The following is a 15,369-nucleotide window of genomic DNA, read 5'->3' as shown; positions in this document are numbered from 1 at the left end:
TCATCCGCCCCTTCGGGGCACCTTGTAAGCCCCTCTCCCTCCGGGGGAGGGGTGGGGTGAGGGTGTGGGCGCAGCCTCGCGAACTGTCTATGCGAGTCGCTTCGCGCCGTACCCTCATCCGGCGCTGCGCGCCACCTTCTCCCGGAGGGAGAAGGGAACAGCCGTGCTCCCTTTTTCTACGAGGGCGCGGTTACCCACGCTTCCAGCGTACGCCCTGCGGCGTGTCCTCCAGGACAATGCCGGCGTCGGCCAGTTCCTGGCGGATGGCGTCGGCGCGGGCGAAGTCGCGGCCTTTCTTGGCGTCGCTGCGGGCGTCGATCAGCGCCTGGATACGGGCGTCGTCGTCGCTGCCGGCACCCTGGAACCAGACCTGCGGATCCTGCTGCAGCAGGCCCAGGGCCAGGCCGGCGCCGAGCAGTCGGCTCTTGGCCTGGCGCAGCGTGTCCGCACGTTGCGCGGCATCGGCGGGATCGGGGCCGCCGGCCGGCGCCGCATCGCGCAGCGCCTGCCGCGCCTGTGTCGCCAGGCTCGACAGTACCGACAGCGCCAGCGGCGTGTTGAGGTCGTCGTCGAGGGCCTGCTCGATCTCGGCCGGAATGACCGCCTCGGCGTCGATGGCCTGCAGGTCGCGCAGCGTCCCGTACAGGCCGTCGAGCCGGGCGACCTGGGCCTGGATCAGGGCGTCCGACCAGTCCAGCGGCTGCCGGTAGTGCGCGCTCAGCAGTGCGCAGCGCAGCGCTTCGGGCCGATGCCGGGCGATCAGGTCGTGCACCGTCTCGATGTTGCCCAGCGACTTGCTCATCTTGGCGCCGCTGAAGGTCAGCATGCCGTTGTGCAGCCAGACGCGTGCGAAGGTGGCGCCACCGTGGGCGCACTCGCTCTGCGCGATCTCGTTCTCGTGGTGCGGAAACTGCAGGTCGACGCCGCCGGCATGGATGTCGATGGTCTCGCCCAGGTGCGCGGCGGCCATCGCCGAGCATTCGATGTGCCAGCCGGGGCGGCCGCGTCCCCACGGCGAGTCCCAGCCCGGCAGGTCATCGCTGGAAGGCTTCCACAGCACGAAGTCGCCCGGGTCGCGCTTGTACGGGGCCACCTCGACACGGGCGCCGGCCAGCATCTCCTCCGGGTCGCGCCGCGACAGCTTGCCGTAGTCGGCGAAGCTGGCCACCGCGAACAGCACGTGGCCCTCGGCGGCATAGGCATGACCGCCGGCGATCAGCCGCTCGATCATCGCCACGATGTGCGGGATGTGCGCGGTCGCCGCCGGCTCGATGTCCGGCGGGGTCACCCCCAGCGCGGCCATGTCCTGCCGGTAGATGGCGGCGAAGCGGTCGGTGATGGTGGAGATCGGCACGCCCTGCGCCTGCGCGGCGGCGTTGATCTTGTCGTCCACGTCGGTGATGTTGCGCGCGTAGCGCAGCTTGCCGTAGCGGCGCCGCAGCAGCGCCGCCAGCACGTCGAACACCACCGGGCCGCGGGCATTGCCGATATGCGCGAAGTTGTAGACGGTGGGGCCGCAGACGTAGAGCGTCGGTCCAGCCACCGGATCGAGCGGTTCGAAGGCATCGACCCGGCGGGTCAGGTTGTTGTGCAGGCGCAGGCTCATCGGCATCGGCGGTGGGGAAACCGCTCGATTCTACCGGCAGCGGCCCCGAGGCGGGTCATCCGCCCCCCGGGCGCACCGGGCGGCAGGTGTGCGTGCCGATGGCAAGGAAACCGGAAGAAGCAGCCGTCTGTGCACGCGTGCGCGATGACGCGGCCATGGCGCGCGCCACCGCGGCGCTTCGGGTTGGACTGGCAGCCGCAGCCTGGCACCACGCGGCATGAACTGACGACCGCTCAGGCGTTGCACCACGCCATGCCGGCCGCGCGCCTGCCAAGCCCGGCGCGGCGGACTCGGGGATGGGGTGGCATGCCCTCGACGAGGTCGGCGCACGGCCGTCGGCTTGCGTTCAGCCCGACGCCAGCCGCCATGCCTACACTCAGAGGTCTGCCCTTGCGAAGCCTGCTGCCGATGCGTCCGATCCCGTTGTTGCCGCTGGTCGGCATCCTTGCCTGCGCCGTCGCGCCGGCCTGGGCGCAGGACTCCGAGGCGCGCAACCGGGTGGTGGTGATCGAGAACGTCAAGCTGGACTACGCCCAGGTGCTGAACGTGGAGCCGGTCTACCAGACCCTGCGCGCCACCCGTACCGAGCAGCAATGCGATCCGGCCCCCACGCCGGCCCCGGCGGCGCCGGCGCCCAAGCCGGCCGAGGACGACAGCCGCTTGAACCGGCTGATGGATTCGGTGAAGGACATCTTCAGCCGCCGCCACGAGGAGCCGGCACAGCAGGCGGCCGCGCCGGCTGCGGCACCGGCGGGCGGACGCAACTGCCGGATGGTCGAAGTCGGCCGCGAGTTCCGCCGGCCCATCGCCTACGACGTGGACTATGTCTACAAGGGCACCAAGTACCGCTCGCGGCTGCCCGAGGATCCGGGCAACCGCCTGCGCATCCGGGTCTCGGTGGCGCCGTACGTGCCCGACGCGGTGGTGGTGCCGCCGCGCTGAGCGCCGCGCGCGCTTGCGCCTGTGGCGTGCGCGTGCGAGGATGCGCGCCGATGAAAGCGAACCTGCCCCAGCACGATCTCAGCGCCGCACGCATGGCTTCGGGCATGACGTCGCGCGCGCGTCGACCGGAATCCCACATTCTCGCTGGGTAACCGGAGCGTCGTGCCGTTCGTTCTGAAAACCCAGCCCGAGGCTGGGTTTTTTCGTTTTCATCGGCCGGAAAAGTTTCACCCGTAAAGAACCAGACTGTAGAACCTCCCGCGCGTCCCGCGTCCCCACCGCTGCAAAGGATCGATCGATGTCTCTGAAGCACTTCTTGAACACCCAGGACTGGAGCCGCGCCGAACTGGACGCGCTGCTGACCCAGGCGGCGCTGTTCAAGCGTAACCGCCTCGGCAGCGAGCTGAAGGGCAAGTCGATCGCACTGGTGTTCTTCAATCCGTCCATGCGTACCCGCACCAGCTTCGAGCTGGGCGCGTTCCAGCTGGGTGGCCACGCGGTGGTGCTGCAGCCGGGCAAGGACGCATGGCCGATCGAGTTCGACCTGGGCACGGTGATGGACGGCGACACCGAAGAGCACATCGCCGAGGTGGCGCGGGTGCTGGGCCGGTACGTCGACCTGATCGGCGTGCGCGCGTTCCCGAAGTTCGTCGACTGGGCCAAGGACCGCGAAGATCTGGTGTTGAAGAGCTTCGCCAAGTACTCGCCGGTGCCGGTGATCAACATGGAGACCATCACCCATCCGTGCCAGGAGCTGGCGCACGCGCTGGCGCTGCAGGAACACTTCGGTACCCGCGACCTGCGCGGCAAGAAGTACGTGCTGACCTGGACCTACCATCCCAAGCCGCTGAACACCGCGGTGGCCAATTCCGCGCTGACCATCGCCACCCGCCTGGGCATGGACGTGACCCTGCTGTGCCCGACCCCGGACTACGTGCTCGACGAGCGCTACATGGGCTGGGCCGCGCAGAACGTGCAAGAGAGCGGCGGTTCGCTGACCGTCAGCCACGACATCGACAGCGCCTACGCCGGCGCCGACGTGGTCTACGCCAAGAGCTGGGGCGCGCTGCCGTTCTTCGGCAACTGGGGCCCGGAGAAACCGATCCGCGACCAGTACCAGCACTTCATCGTCGACGAGCGCAAGATGGCCCTGACCAACAACGGCGTGTTCTCGCACTGCCTGCCGCTGCGCCGCAACGTCAAGGCGACCGACGCGGTGATGGATTCGCCCAACTGCATCGCCATCGACGAGGCCGAGAACCGTCTGCATGTGCAGAAGGCGATCATGGCGGCGCTGGCCGGCCAGGGCCGCCGGGATTCGTGATTCGGGATTGGGGAGTCGCAACGGCGACTCCCTTCCTGCTCTTAATTTAGTCAACCGCAGAGAGACGCCCCCATGTCGCAGCACCCCGCTTCCACCAATCCCGACTCCCCAATCCCCACTCCCGGCCTCAAGGACATCGTCCTCGCCTTTTCCGGCGGCCTCGACACCAGCTTCTGCATTCCCTACCTGCAGGCCAAGGGCTATGCGGTGCACACCGTGTTCGCCGACACCGGCGGCGTGGACGCCGAGGAGCGCGACTTCATCGAGAAGCGCGCCGCGGAACTGGGCGCGGCCAGCCACGTCACCGTCGACGGCGGCCCGGCGATCTGGGCCGGCTTCGTCAAGCCGTTCGTGTGGGCCGGCGAGGGCTACCAGGGCCAGTATCCGCTGCTGGTGTCGGACCGCTACCTGATCGTCGATGCCGCGCTCAAGCGCGCCGAGGAGCTGGGCACCAAGGTCATCGCCCACGGCTGTACCGGCATGGGCAACGACCAGGTGCGCTTCGACCTGGCGGTCAAGGCGCTGGGCGACTACGAGATCGTCGCGCCGATCCGCGAAATCCAGAAGGAACACACCCAGACCCGCGCCTACGAGCAGAAGTACCTGGAAGAGCGCGGCTTCGGCGTGCGTGCCAAGCAGCAGGCCTACACCATCAACGAGAACCTGCTCGGCCTGACCATGTCCGGCGGCGAGATCGACCGCTGGGAAGCGCCGGGCGAGGGCGCCCGCGGCTGGTGCGCGCCGCGCAGCGCGTGGCCGACCGAGCCGCTGACGGTGAAGCTGAAGTTCGTGCAGGGCGAGGCGGTCGAACTCGACGGCAAGGCGCTGCCGGGCGAACAGATCCTGGCCAAGCTCAACAAGCTGTTCGCGCCCTACGGCGTGGGCCGCGGCGTGTACACCGGCGACACCGTGATCGGCCTGAAGGGCCGCATCGTGTTCGAGGCGCCGGGCCTGGTGGCGCTGCTGGCCGCGCACCGCGCGCTGGAGGACGCGGTGCTGACCAAGCAGCAGAACCGCTTCAAGCCGGACGTGGCGCGCAAGTGGGTGGAGCTGGTCTACGAAGGCTTCTACCACGATCCGCTGAAGACCGACCTGGAAGCCTTCCTGAAGTCGTCGCAGGCGATGGTCAACGGCGAAGTGACGCTGGAGACCCGCGGCGGCCGCGTCGACGCGGTGGCGGTGAAGTCGCCGCACCTGCTCAACGCCAAGGGCGCGACCTACGCGCAGTCCGCGGACTGGGGCGTGGCCGAGGCCGAGGGCTTCATCAAGCTGTTCGGGATGAGCTCCACGCTGTACGCCCAGGTCAATCGCTGACGCTTTGAAAAGCCCCTCTCCCTCCGGGAGAGGGGTTGGGGTGAGGGTACGAGCGAAGCCTCGCAATCGTCGGCTGCGCGTTGCGCCTGTCCCTTTACCTCGCTGGCGCGATTCGCTTTACCAGGCTTCGCCCGTACCCTCATCCGCCCCCTTCGGGGGCACCTTCTCCCGGTGGGAGAAGGGGGCCACTGCGATGGAACCCATGCACGCACTACGCATCAGCACCGACAAGCAGGAACTGGATCTGCCGCTGATCCATCGCTTCCTCAGCGAGCAGGCCTATTGGTGCCTGGGCATCCCGCTGAACACGGTGCAGCGGGCGATCGCCGGTTCGTTGTGCTTCGGCGGCTATGTCGAGGGTGCAGGGCAGGTGGCGTTCGCCCGAGCGATCACCGACGGGGCGACGTTTGCCTATCTGGCCGACGTGTTCGTGCTCGACGCCTACCGTGGCCGCGGCTACGGCAAGCAACTGGTCGCCGCGATCATGGCCCACCCGCAGTTGCAGGGCCTGCGCCGCTTCATGCTCGCCACCTCCGATGCGCATGCGCTCTACGCCGAATACGGCTTCGCCGCGCCGGCGCGGCCGCAGTCGTTGATGGAAATCGCCTATCCCGACCTCTACCGCACCAGCACCACGGCGGACTGACCCACCATGACCGATCTGCTCACCTCCACGCTCGATCACCTGCAGGCGCTGGTGTCCTTCGACACCCGTAATCCGCCGCGGGCGATCGGCACCGATGGCATCTTCGACTACCTGCGCGCGCAGCTGCCCGGCTTCGCGGTGGAGGTGATCGACCACGGCGCCGGCGCGGTCAGCCTGTACGCGGTGCGCGGCACGCCCAAGTACCTGTTCAACGTGCATCTGGACACGGTGCCGGATTCGCCGCACTGGAGCGCCGATCCGCACGTGATGCGGCGCCTGGACGATCGCGTGGTCGGATTGGGCGTGTGCGACATCAAGGGCGCGGCGGCGGCGCTGCTGGCCGCGGCCAATGCCGGCGACGGCGATGCCGCGTTCCTGTTCTCCAGCGACGAGGAAGCCAACGACCCGCGCTGCATCGCCGCGTTCCTGGCCCGCGGCATCGCCTACGAGGCGGTGCTGGTGGCCGAGCCGACCATGAGCGAGGCAGTGCTTGCGCATCGTGGCATCAGTTCGGTGCTGATGCGCTTCGCTGGCCGCGCCGGCCACGCCTCGGGCAAGCAGGACGCCGCAGCCAGCGCGCTGCATCAGGCGATGCGCTGGGGCGGCCGTGCGCTGGACCATGTGGAGTCGCTGGCGCACGCGCGTTTCGGCGGGTTGACCGGGCTGCGCTTCAACATCGGCCGTGTCGAGGGCGGGATCAAGGCCAACATGATCGCGCCGTCGGCGGAACTGCGCTTCGGTTTCCGGCCGCTGCCGTCGATGGACGTGGACGCCTTGCTGGCGACCTTCGCCGGTTTCGCCGAGCCGGCCGCGGCGCACTTCGAAGAGACGTTCCGTGGTCCCAGCCTGCCGTCGGGCGCGGCTTCTGACTGGAATGGCGCGCGCGCCGAGGACAAGCGCCTGGCCGCGCGCGACGTCGCCGATGCGCTGGAGCTGCCGATCGGCAACGCGGTGGACTTCTGGACCGAGGCCTCGCTGTTCTCCGCCGGCGGCTACACCGCGCTGGTCTACGGCCCGGGCGACATCGCCCAGGCGCATACCGCCGACGAATTCGTGACGCTGGAGCAACTGCAGCGCTACGCCGACTCGGTGCACCGCATCATCAACGGCGCGCGCTGAGCCGCGCGCCTTTCCCACGTCGCCCGGACCGATCCCGCGATCGCGTCCACCCTGGATTCCTTCGGACACCGCCCCCCGCCATGCACGCCAACCGCCAAACCCGCCAGACCATCGTGCGCCTGCTCTCGAGCATGGCCAGCGCGAAGGAGATCAGCCAGTACCTCAAGCGCTTCTCGCAACTGGACGCCAAGCGCTTCGCCGTGGTCAAGGTCGGTGGCGCGGTGCTGCGCGACGACCTGGAGGCGCTGACCTCCTCGCTGTCGTTCCTGCAGGAAGTGGGCTTGACCCCGATCGTGTTGCACGGCGCCGGCCCGCAGCTGGACGCGGAGCTGTCCGCCGCCGGCATCGACAAGCAGACCGTCAACGGCCTGCGGGTGACCTCGCCGGAAGCGCTGGCGATCGTGCGCCGGGTGTTCCAGGCCTCCAACCTCAAGCTGGTCGAGGCGCTGCAGCAGAACGGCGCGCGCGCCACTTCGATCACCGGCGGCGTGTTCGAGGCGCAGTACCTGGATCGCGACACCTACGGGCTGGTCGGCGAAGTCACCGCGGTGAACCTGGCGCCGATCGAGGCCAGCCTGCAGGCCGGCTCCATCCCGGTCATCACCAGCCTGGGCGAGACCCCCAGCGGGCAGATCCTCAACATCAACGCCGATTTCGCCGCCAACGAATTGGTGCAGGAGCTGCAGCCGTACAAGATCATCTTCCTCACCGGCACCGGCGGCCTGCTCGACGAGCGCGGCACGGTGATCGATTCGATCAACCTGTCCACCGAGTACGACCACCTGATCGCGCAGCCGTGGATCCATGGCGGCATGAAGGTGAAGATCGAGCAGATCAAGGATCTGCTGGACCGGCTGCCGCTGGAGTCGTCGGTGTCGATCACGCGCCCGGCCGACCTGGCCAAGGAACTGTTCACCCACAAGGGCTCGGGCACCCTGGTGCGGCGTGGCGAGAAGGTGCTGCGCGCCACGACGTGGAGCGAGCTGGACCTGCCGCGGCTGAAGACCCTGATCGAATCCAGCTTCGGCCGCACCCTGGTGCCGGACTATTTCGACACCACCAAGCTGCTGCGCGCCTACGTCAGCGAGAACTACCGCACTGCGGTGATCCTGACCGACGAGGGTGGCTACACCTACCTGGATAAGTTCGCGGTGCTCGACGACGCGCAGGGCGAGGGCCTGGGCCGTGCGGTGTGGAACGTGATGCGCGAGGAAACGCCGCAGCTGTTCTGGCGTTCGCGCCACAACAACCAGGTCAACATCTTCTACTACGCCGAGTCCGACGGCTGCTTCAAGCAGGAGAAGTGGAAGGTGTTCTGGTACGGGCTGGAGACCTTCGAGCAGATCCAGCACTGCGTGGCGCATTGCGCCACGCGCACGCCGACCCTGCAGGGTTGAGCGGCCCCATCATCTAGGACTTACCCCATGTCCGGCATCGATCCCGTGCTTCCCGAACCCTGGCGCCACGTGCCTACGCTGCGCGGGCACCACGTTAGCCTGGAGCCGCTGCAGGCGGCGCATGTCGAGGGCCTGCGCGCCGCGCTGCGCGGCAGTGGCCTGGACGCACTGTGGTACACCAACGTGCCGGCGCCGGAACGCGTGGACGCCTATGTCGCCGCCGCATTGGAGGTGCCGGCATTGGGTCGGGTGCTGCCGTTCGTGGTGCGCGATGCGCAGGGCGAGATCGTCGGCAGCACGCGCTTCTACGGCCTGGATCCGCAGGTGCCGACCCTGTCGATCGGCTACACCTGGTACGCGCCGCGAGTGCAGCGCAGCGGCCTGAACACCGAGGCCAAGCTGCTGCTGCTTGGCCACGCCTTCGACACGCTCGGCTGCCTCAGCGTGGTGTTCGAGACCAGCTGGTTCAATCACGCCTCGCGCACCGCGATCGCGCGGCTGGGGGCCAAGCAGGACGGCGTGCTGCGCAACCACAAGCGCCACGCCGACGGCACCCCGCGCGACACCGTCATCTTCTCCATCATCGATACGGAATGGGCCGGGGTGAAACGCCACCTGCAGTTCCGCCTGGATTCGCACGCATGAGCACTCCCATCTATTCCATCGGCATCGTCGGCGCCCGCGGCCACACCGGCGCCGAGTTGATCCGCCTGATCGCCGCGCATCCGCAACTGCGCCTGGCCTTCCTGTCCTCGCGCGAGCTGGACGGGCAGCGCGTCGATGCGCACCACGACACCTACCAGGGCGAACTGCGCTACGAGAACCTCGATCCCGAGGCGGTGGCGGCCAAGCGCGCCGACGTGGTGGTGCTGGCGCTGCCCAACGGCAAGGCCGCGCCCTACGTGGCGGCGTTGGACGCGGCGGTCGCCGCCGGCGCGGCCGATCCCATCGTGGTCGATCTGTCCGCCGACTACCGCTTCGACCCGGCCTGGTACTACGGCCTGCCGGAACTGACCCGCGCGCGCTACGCCGGGCAGCGCCGCATCAGCAACCCGGGCTGCTACGCCACCGCGATGCAGCTGGCGATCGCGCCGCTGCGCGAGCAGCTCGCCGGGCCGCCGCAGTGCTTCGGCGTGTCGGGCTATTCCGGCGCCGGTACCACGCCGTCGGACAAGAACAATCCGGCGCTGCTGCACGACAACCTGATGCCGTACGCGCTGACCGACCACATGCACGAGCGCGAGGTGTCCGCACAGTTGGGCGTGCCGGTGGAGTTCATGCCTCACGTGGCGCCGCATTTCCGCGGCATCACCATGACCGTGAACCTGTGGCTGCAGCAGCCGCTGAAGCTGGAGGCCGTGCAGCAGCTGTATCGCGCCCGCTATGCCGATGAGTCGCTGATCGAGGTGATCGACGAGGCGCCCTGGGTGAGCCGCATCGCCGGCCGCCACGGCGTGCAGCTCGGCGGCTTCACCCTGGCCCCGGGCAACAAGCGCCTGGTGCTGGTGGCGACGCTGGACAACCTGCTCAAGGGCGCGGCGACGCAGGCGATGCAGAACCTCAACCTGGCGCTGGGCGTGGACGAGTTGACGTCGATCCCGCCGATACACACGCCGGAGTAGGACACCCACAATCAGCGCCGCATCCCCAACGGACGCAGCGCGCCGCTTTCCGAATCCCAATTCCCCAATCCCCATTCCCGGCTTTCCAATGACCAACCTCCTCTGGCAAAAACCCGGCGTCGCCGTCGACACGCAGATCCAGGCGTTCCTGGCCGGCGACGACGTGCTCCTGGACCGCGAGTTCTTCCTGCACGACATCGCCGCCAGCGGCGCGCACGCCGAAGGCCTGCAGCGCATCGGCATTCTCTCGGCCGACGAACTGGCCGGGCTGCAGCGCGAGCTGGCGGTGCTGGCCGAGGATTTCCGCAGCGGCGCGTTCGTGCTGGATGCGCGCTTCGAGGACGGCCACTCGGCGATCGAGGCCCGGCTGACCGAGCGCCTGGGCGATGCCGGGCGCAAGATCCACACCGGACGCAGCCGCAACGACCAGATCCTGGTCGCCACCCGGCTGTGGCTGAAGGACAAGCTGGCGCGGCTGGCGCAACTGAGCGCGGAGATCGCCAAGGTGGCACTGGACCGCGCGCAGGCCGAGCGCGACCTGCCGGTGCCCGGCTACACCCATATCCAGCGCGCGGTGGTGTCCTCGGCCGGCATGTGGTGGGCGGGCTGGGCCGAGGCCTTCATCGACGATGCCGTCCGCGCCCGCGACACCCTGCAACTGGTCGACTGCAATCCGCTCGGCACCGCCGCCGGCTATGGCGTCAACCTGCCGCTGGACCGCGCGCACACCACCGCCGCGCTGGGCTTCGCGCGCCTGCAGGTCAGCCCGATCTATGCGCAGCTGTCGCGTGGCAAGTTCGAGATGGCCGCGCTGGAAGCGCTGGGCAGTGCGACCCTGGACCTGCGCCGCCTGGCCTGGGATCTGTCGTTGTTCACCAGCGGCGAGTTCGGCTTCGTGGCGCTGCCGGCGCAGTACACCACCGGCAGCTCGATCATGCCCAACAAGCGCAACCCGGACGTGATCGAACTGATGCGCGCCACCCACGCCAGCGTGGCCGCCGCGCGCACCGAGATCGAACAACTGCTGTCGCTGCCGTCGGGCTATCACCGCGACCTGCAGAGCAGCAAGGGCGCGATCTTCCACGGCTTCGGTCGCGGCCTGGCCGCGCTGGAGCTGCTGCCGGCGCTGCTGGCCAACCTGGAGTGGCGCGAGGACAGGCTGCGCGCGGCGATCGATTCGGGCATGTACGCCACCGACGTGGCGGTGGAAGCCGCGGTGGCCGGCGTGCCGTTCCGCGAGGCCTACCAGGCCGCCGCCGCATCCGCCGACAGCGCGGGGCAGGGGCGTACGCCGGAAGGCAGCCTGGCGGCGCGGGTGTCGCCCGGTGCCGCCGCCGATCTGCAGTTGCAGGCGCTGCGCGCGCGCTGGGACACGCTGGGATGAGCCTGCGTGGCCGTCCCACAGGCTGGCGCGCGGCGATCGCATCGCCCGCGTGGCCGGGCAGGGCGGGCGGCCTGCGGACCATCGCCTTGGCGCTGCTCGCCGCGGGGCTGCTGGCGCTGCCCGCGGCCCCGGCCAGCGCGGCGGTCGGTGCGGCGCCGAAGGTGGCGGTCTACCGCGGTGCGGCCGGCTGCCGCGGCTGCTCGGAAATGGTGGTGGATGCGCTGCGCGCGACCGGGCTGCCGCTGACGATCGTCTACGTCGGCGAGCGCGAGCCGCTGCACGTGACCCCCGCTACGCTGCGCGACGTCGATCTGTACATCCAGCCCGGCGGCGGCCAGGACATCCCGGCCGCGTACGCCGCCCTCGGCGACGATGGCGCCGATGCCCTGCGCGACTTCGTCAGCGGCGGCAAGGGTTTCCTGGGCCTGTGCATGGGGGCGTACCTGGCCGACCGCGACGGCATCGGCCTGGTCGATGTGGCGCTGCAGTCGGAAGTCGGGCGTCCGCGCTCGGGCATCGACGACGAAGGCGACCACACCATCGCCATCCGCTGGGACGGAACCTGGCAGCGCGTCTACTATCAGGACGGCCCGTTCCTCACCGGCAGCGCGGCGGACGGCTTCGTGCCGATCGCCCAGTACGGCAACGGCGACGTGGCGATCGCGCGTTATCGCCATGGCCGCGGCACGGTGGTGCTGGCCGGGCCGCATCCGGAGGCGGACGAGCGCTGGATGGACGAGGCCGGCGATGTCGCCCCGCAGGAGAACCTGCGACGGCTGCTGCGGCTGTTTCCCGGCCTCGGCGCCCGCGCGGAGGCACCACCGCCGGTGCGCTGACGCAGCGCGCGGTCGTCGAACTTTTACCGGAGGCGCATGCCATGCCGCGCCTCGCATGCAGGAGAAGGCAATGACGTTGTACCTGGTGATGGCGATGCGCAAGCCGGCGTTTCCGGAGTCGGTGATCCAGCCGCATCGCGACTTCCTGGCCGCGCTGCGCGAGCGCGGGCTGCTGGAGCGCAGCGGTGGCTTCGGCGACGGCAGCGGCGGTGCCTATGTGCTCAAGAACGTGGACAGCCTGGCGCAGGCGCAGGCCATCGTCGCCGAGGATCCGCTGGCGCTCCAGGCCGCGTCCGAGCTGACCGTGTACGCCTGGAACGCGCACTGAGCCGAGCGAGCGCCCGATGACCGCACCGACCGCCACCGCCGCCACGCCCTTCGTCGAGCAAGCGCTGCCGCCCTGGCGGCGCGCGGTGCTCAAGGTCGGCAGCAGCCTGCTGGCCGCCGACGGCGGCGGCCTCACGCCACGCTTTGCACTGGGCCTGGCGCAGTTCGTCTCGGCCAACCTGGCGGCCGGGCGTGAACTGGTGATCGTGTCCTCCGGCGCGGTCGCCGCCGGCCGCGCCATCGTGCCCAAGGCCGCCGAAGCCGGCGCGGCGCTGGCCGCGCGGCAGGCGCTGGCCGCGCTCGGCCAGGCGCAGCTGATCGCGTTGTGGCAGCGCTTCTTCGAACGGCCGGTGGCGCAGGTGCTGCTGACCCACGACGACCTGCGCAACCGCCGCCGCTACCTCAACGCACGCGCCACCCTGGGCGAACTGTTGCGGCTGGGCGCACTGCCGGTAGTCAACGAGAACGACACCGTCTCGGTGGACGAACTCAAGCTCGGCGACAACGACAACCTGGCCGCGATCGTCGCCGCCCTGGTCGACGCCGATGCGCTGTTCATCGCCACCGACATCGACGGCCTGTACACCGCCGACCCGCGCCGCGACCCGCAGGCGCAGCCGCTGCACGAGGTGCAGGAACTGAGCGCGGCGGTGCTGGCGATGGCGGGCGGCAGCGGCAGCGGCGTGGGCACCGGCGGCATGCGCACCAAGCTGGAGGCCGCGGCCAAGGCCGGCGCCGCCGGCATCGAGACCTATCTGTTCAACGGCCGCAGCGCCGAGGTGGTGCGCGGCCTGGCCCAGGACCGCCTGCGCGGCACCCGCATCCATGCCGCGCGCAACCGCATCGCCGCGCGCAAGTACTGGCTGCGCCACGTGCCGGTCGAGCCCGGTGCGATCCTGGTCGACGCCGGCGCCGCGACCGCGCTGCTCGACAAGGGCGCCTCGCTGCTGCCGGGTGGCGTGGCCGGCGCCGTGGGCGAGTTCCGCCGCGGCGACATGGTCGAGGTGCGGCTGCGCGACGCGGCCGGCGAGCGCTGCCTGGCGCGCGGCGTCAGCCAGTACGCGGCGGTGGACATCCGCCGCATCGCTGGCCGCCACTCGCGCGACATCGAGGCGATCCTGGGCTACAACTATGGCGAGAACGTGATTCACCGCGACGATCTGGTGGTGGTGCGGGAATCGGGAGTCGGGAATGGGGAATCGGCGTAAGCGCGCCCGCCCCACGGTGGCCGCGACGGCGCCGCCGATCCCGCTGCAATGCGCGCGCATGCGATGTTGCGCCTCGCGCTCGCCGCCTTTCATCCGCCGGCGCAGCGCGTAGCCTTTCCGAATCCCGAATCCCGAATCCCGAATCCCGAATCCCGAATCCCGAATCCCGAATCCCGAATCCTAGCCACCGGAGCCCCCAATGACCTCCATCCGCACCCAGGCCCTGCAATGCCGCGATGCCGCGCAAGCGCTGGCGCAGTTGTCCTCGTCGGCCAAGCAGGCCTTGCTGGAGGCGATGGCGGCGGCGCTGCAGGCCGATGCGGAGGCGATCCTCGTCGCCAATGCACGGGACCTGGAGGCGGCGCGGGCCAAGGACGTCGGTAGCGCGATGCTCGATCGGCTGGCGCTGGACCGCAAGCGCCTGGACGGCATCGCCGCGGCGCTGCGCGAGGTCGCGGCCTTGCCCGATCCGGTGGGGCAGGTCACCCGTGACGACGTGCGCCCCAACGGCATCCGCGTGCAGAAGATCCGCGTGCCGCTGGGTGTGGTGGCGATGATCTACGAGGCGCGCCCCAACGTCACCGCCGACGCCGCGGCGCTGTGCATCAAGGCCGGCAACGGGGTGATCCTGCGCGGCGGTTCCGAGGCGATCCACTCCAACACCGCCATCGCCACGGCGCTGCGCCGGGCGCTGCGCGAGGCCGGCATCGGCGAGGCCGCGCTGACCCTGGTCGAAGACCTGCGCCGCGAGACCATGCTGGAACTGCTGCAACTCAACGACATCGTCGACCTTGCGATCCCGCGCGGCGGCGAGGGCCTGATCCGCTTCGTCGCCGAACATGCGCGGGTGCCGGTGATCAAGCACTACAGGGGCGTGTGCCATCTGTTCGTGGATGCGTCGGCGAACCTGGAGCTGGCGGTGAAGCTGCTGGTCGACGGCAAGACCACGCGCCCTGCCGCCTGCAATTCCCTGGAGACGCTGCTGGTGCATGCCGACGTGGCCGCACGCTTCCTGCCGCTGGCGGCGCAGGCGCTGCGCCAGCGCGGTGTCGCCCTGCGCGGCGATGCCGCCACCCGCGCACTGCTGCCGGACATCGACAGCGCCAGCGACGACGACTACGCCGCCGAATACCTGGACCTGATCCTGGCGATCGCGGTGGTGCCGGACCTGGACGCGGCGATCGCGCACATCCGCCGCTACGGCTCGGACCACACCGAGGTCATCGCCACCGCGGACGCGGCCAACGCCGAGGCCTTCGTGCAGGCGCTGCGCGCGGCCGTGGTGATGGTCAACGCCTCCTCGCGCTTCTCCGACGGCGGCGAGCTCGGCCTGGGCGCGGAGATCGGCATTTCCACCACGCGCCTGCACGCCTACGGCCCGATGGGCCTGGAAGCGCTGACCGTGGAGCGCTTCGTGGTGCGCGGCGAAGGCCAGGTGCGGCACTGAGACGCTGCCGCGCGCTGGTCGGTTGGGCGCCTGCGCTGCCAGGCAAGCGAGTGCTCAGCGTCGCGCCGGTGACGGCGGAGCAGGGCCGCCACTGGCGATGATCGGAAGGGCGTGCCCACGCGCTCGCGCACCGCGGTGCCAGCGGCCAGGATCGGCGACCCAGCCTTTGTCACTTGCCGAGCAACGCGCCGTCGCCT

At 70.0% G+C, this 15,369-nt stretch carries 14 protein-coding genes; 13 read left to right on the top strand and 1 reads right to left on the bottom strand.

The window, feature by feature from the left end:
- Window positions 1-190: 190 nt before the first annotated feature.
- Window positions 191-1,606: a cysteine--tRNA ligase gene (cysS, locus tag GGR64_RS01050; protein WP_184643417.1), complete on the bottom strand. Its 1,416-nt coding sequence runs from the start codon at window positions 1,604-1,606 to the stop codon at window positions 191-193.
- 408 nt (window positions 1,607-2,014) lie between these two features.
- Here cysS and GGR64_RS01045 point away from each other — a divergent pair, with 408 nt between their 5' ends.
- From GGR64_RS01045 to GGR64_RS00985, 13 genes are all read left to right on the top strand, one after another.
- On the top strand, window positions 2,015-2,548 hold the full coding sequence (locus GGR64_RS01045) for a hypothetical protein (RefSeq protein ID WP_160965187.1): 534 nt from the start codon (window positions 2,015-2,017) through the stop codon (window positions 2,546-2,548).
- Between the two features lie 298 nt (window positions 2,549-2,846).
- Entirely contained in the window at window positions 2,847-3,872 is a 1,026-nt protein-coding gene (locus tag GGR64_RS01040) for an N-acetylornithine carbamoyltransferase (protein WP_160962242.1), read from the top strand.
- Window positions 3,873-3,944: 72 nt separating this feature from the next.
- Window positions 3,945-5,186 (top strand): argininosuccinate synthase, encoded by a 1,242-nt coding sequence (locus tag GGR64_RS01035; RefSeq protein ID WP_184643415.1) that lies wholly within the window; start codon window positions 3,945-3,947, stop codon window positions 5,184-5,186.
- Window positions 5,187-5,379: 193 nt separating this feature from the next.
- Entirely contained in the window at window positions 5,380-5,832 is a 453-nt protein-coding gene (locus tag GGR64_RS01030) for a GNAT family N-acetyltransferase (protein ID WP_184643413.1), read from the top strand.
- A gap of 6 nt (window positions 5,833-5,838) precedes the next feature.
- Window positions 5,839-6,951, top strand: a complete 1,113-nt coding sequence (locus GGR64_RS01025) for an acetylornithine deacetylase (RefSeq protein WP_184643411.1) — start codon at window positions 5,839-5,841, stop codon at window positions 6,949-6,951.
- 80 nt (window positions 6,952-7,031) lie between these two features.
- Complete coding sequence (locus tag GGR64_RS01020) at window positions 7,032-8,348, top strand: acetylglutamate kinase (RefSeq protein ID WP_184643409.1); 1,317 nt, start codon at window positions 7,032-7,034, stop codon at window positions 8,346-8,348.
- 27 nt (window positions 8,349-8,375) lie between these two features.
- On the top strand, window positions 8,376-8,993 hold the full coding sequence (locus GGR64_RS01015; protein ID WP_184643407.1) for a GNAT family protein: 618 nt from the start codon (window positions 8,376-8,378) through the stop codon (window positions 8,991-8,993).
- Window positions 8,990-9,970: an N-acetyl-gamma-glutamyl-phosphate reductase gene (argC, locus tag GGR64_RS01010; protein WP_184643405.1), complete on the top strand. Its 981-nt coding sequence runs from the start codon at window positions 8,990-8,992 to the stop codon at window positions 9,968-9,970. Before GGR64_RS01015 ends, argC begins: the two co-directional genes overlap by 4 nt.
- Window positions 9,971-10,058: 88 nt before the next feature.
- Entirely contained in the window at window positions 10,059-11,354 is a 1,296-nt protein-coding gene (gene argH / locus GGR64_RS01005; RefSeq protein WP_184643403.1) for an argininosuccinate lyase, read from the top strand.
- An 86-nt stretch (window positions 11,355-11,440) separates the two neighbouring features.
- Window positions 11,441-12,190, top strand: a complete 750-nt coding sequence (locus GGR64_RS01000; RefSeq protein ID WP_260302479.1) for a BPL-N domain-containing protein — start codon at window positions 11,441-11,443, stop codon at window positions 12,188-12,190.
- 70 nt (window positions 12,191-12,260) lie between these two features.
- Complete coding sequence (locus tag GGR64_RS00995) at window positions 12,261-12,518, top strand: YciI family protein (RefSeq protein WP_160965169.1); 258 nt, start codon at window positions 12,261-12,263, stop codon at window positions 12,516-12,518.
- Window positions 12,519-12,534: 16 nt separating this feature from the next.
- On the top strand, window positions 12,535-13,725 hold the full coding sequence (proB, locus tag GGR64_RS00990; protein WP_184643401.1) for a glutamate 5-kinase: 1,191 nt from the start codon (window positions 12,535-12,537) through the stop codon (window positions 13,723-13,725).
- 199 nt (window positions 13,726-13,924) lie between these two features.
- Complete coding sequence (locus GGR64_RS00985) at window positions 13,925-15,172, top strand: glutamate-5-semialdehyde dehydrogenase (RefSeq protein ID WP_184643399.1); 1,248 nt, start codon at window positions 13,925-13,927, stop codon at window positions 15,170-15,172.
- The last annotated feature ends 197 nt before the right edge of the window (window positions 15,173-15,369 follow it).

Origin of the sequence: Xanthomonas sp. 3307 (genome assembly GCF_014199735.1) — a bacterium.
Lineage (GTDB): Bacteria > Pseudomonadota > Gammaproteobacteria > Xanthomonadales > Xanthomonadaceae > Xanthomonas_A > Xanthomonas_A rydalmerensis.
Note: the sequence above shows the minus strand (reverse complement) of the source record. Positions and strands in the feature narration are given on the sequence as shown.

Excerpts from the sequence above, each read along its gene's own strand:
- cysS (WP_184643417.1), bottom strand. The coding sequence starts at position 1,606 with ATGAGCCTGCGCCTGCACAACAACCTGACCCGCCGGGTCGATGCCTTC.
- GGR64_RS01045 (WP_160965187.1), top strand. The coding sequence starts at position 2,015 with ATGCGTCCGATCCCGTTGTTGCCGCTGGTCGGCATCCTTGCCTGCGCC.
- GGR64_RS01040 (WP_160962242.1), top strand. The coding sequence starts at position 2,847 with ATGTCTCTGAAGCACTTCTTGAACACCCAGGACTGGAGCCGCGCCGAA.
- GGR64_RS01035 (WP_184643415.1), top strand. The coding sequence starts at position 3,945 with ATGTCGCAGCACCCCGCTTCCACCAATCCCGACTCCCCAATCCCCACT.
- GGR64_RS01030 (WP_184643413.1), top strand. The coding sequence starts at position 5,380 with ATGGAACCCATGCACGCACTACGCATCAGCACCGACAAGCAGGAACTG.
- GGR64_RS01025 (WP_184643411.1), top strand. The coding sequence starts at position 5,839 with ATGACCGATCTGCTCACCTCCACGCTCGATCACCTGCAGGCGCTGGTG.
- GGR64_RS01020 (WP_184643409.1), top strand. The coding sequence starts at position 7,032 with ATGCACGCCAACCGCCAAACCCGCCAGACCATCGTGCGCCTGCTCTCG.
- GGR64_RS01015 (WP_184643407.1), top strand. The coding sequence starts at position 8,376 with ATGTCCGGCATCGATCCCGTGCTTCCCGAACCCTGGCGCCACGTGCCT.
- argC (WP_184643405.1), top strand. The coding sequence starts at position 8,990 with ATGAGCACTCCCATCTATTCCATCGGCATCGTCGGCGCCCGCGGCCAC.
- argH (WP_184643403.1), top strand. The coding sequence starts at position 10,059 with ATGACCAACCTCCTCTGGCAAAAACCCGGCGTCGCCGTCGACACGCAG.
- GGR64_RS00995 (WP_160965169.1), top strand. The coding sequence starts at position 12,261 with ATGACGTTGTACCTGGTGATGGCGATGCGCAAGCCGGCGTTTCCGGAG.
- proB (WP_184643401.1), top strand. The coding sequence starts at position 12,535 with ATGACCGCACCGACCGCCACCGCCGCCACGCCCTTCGTCGAGCAAGCG.
- GGR64_RS00985 (WP_184643399.1), top strand. The coding sequence starts at position 13,925 with ATGACCTCCATCCGCACCCAGGCCCTGCAATGCCGCGATGCCGCGCAA.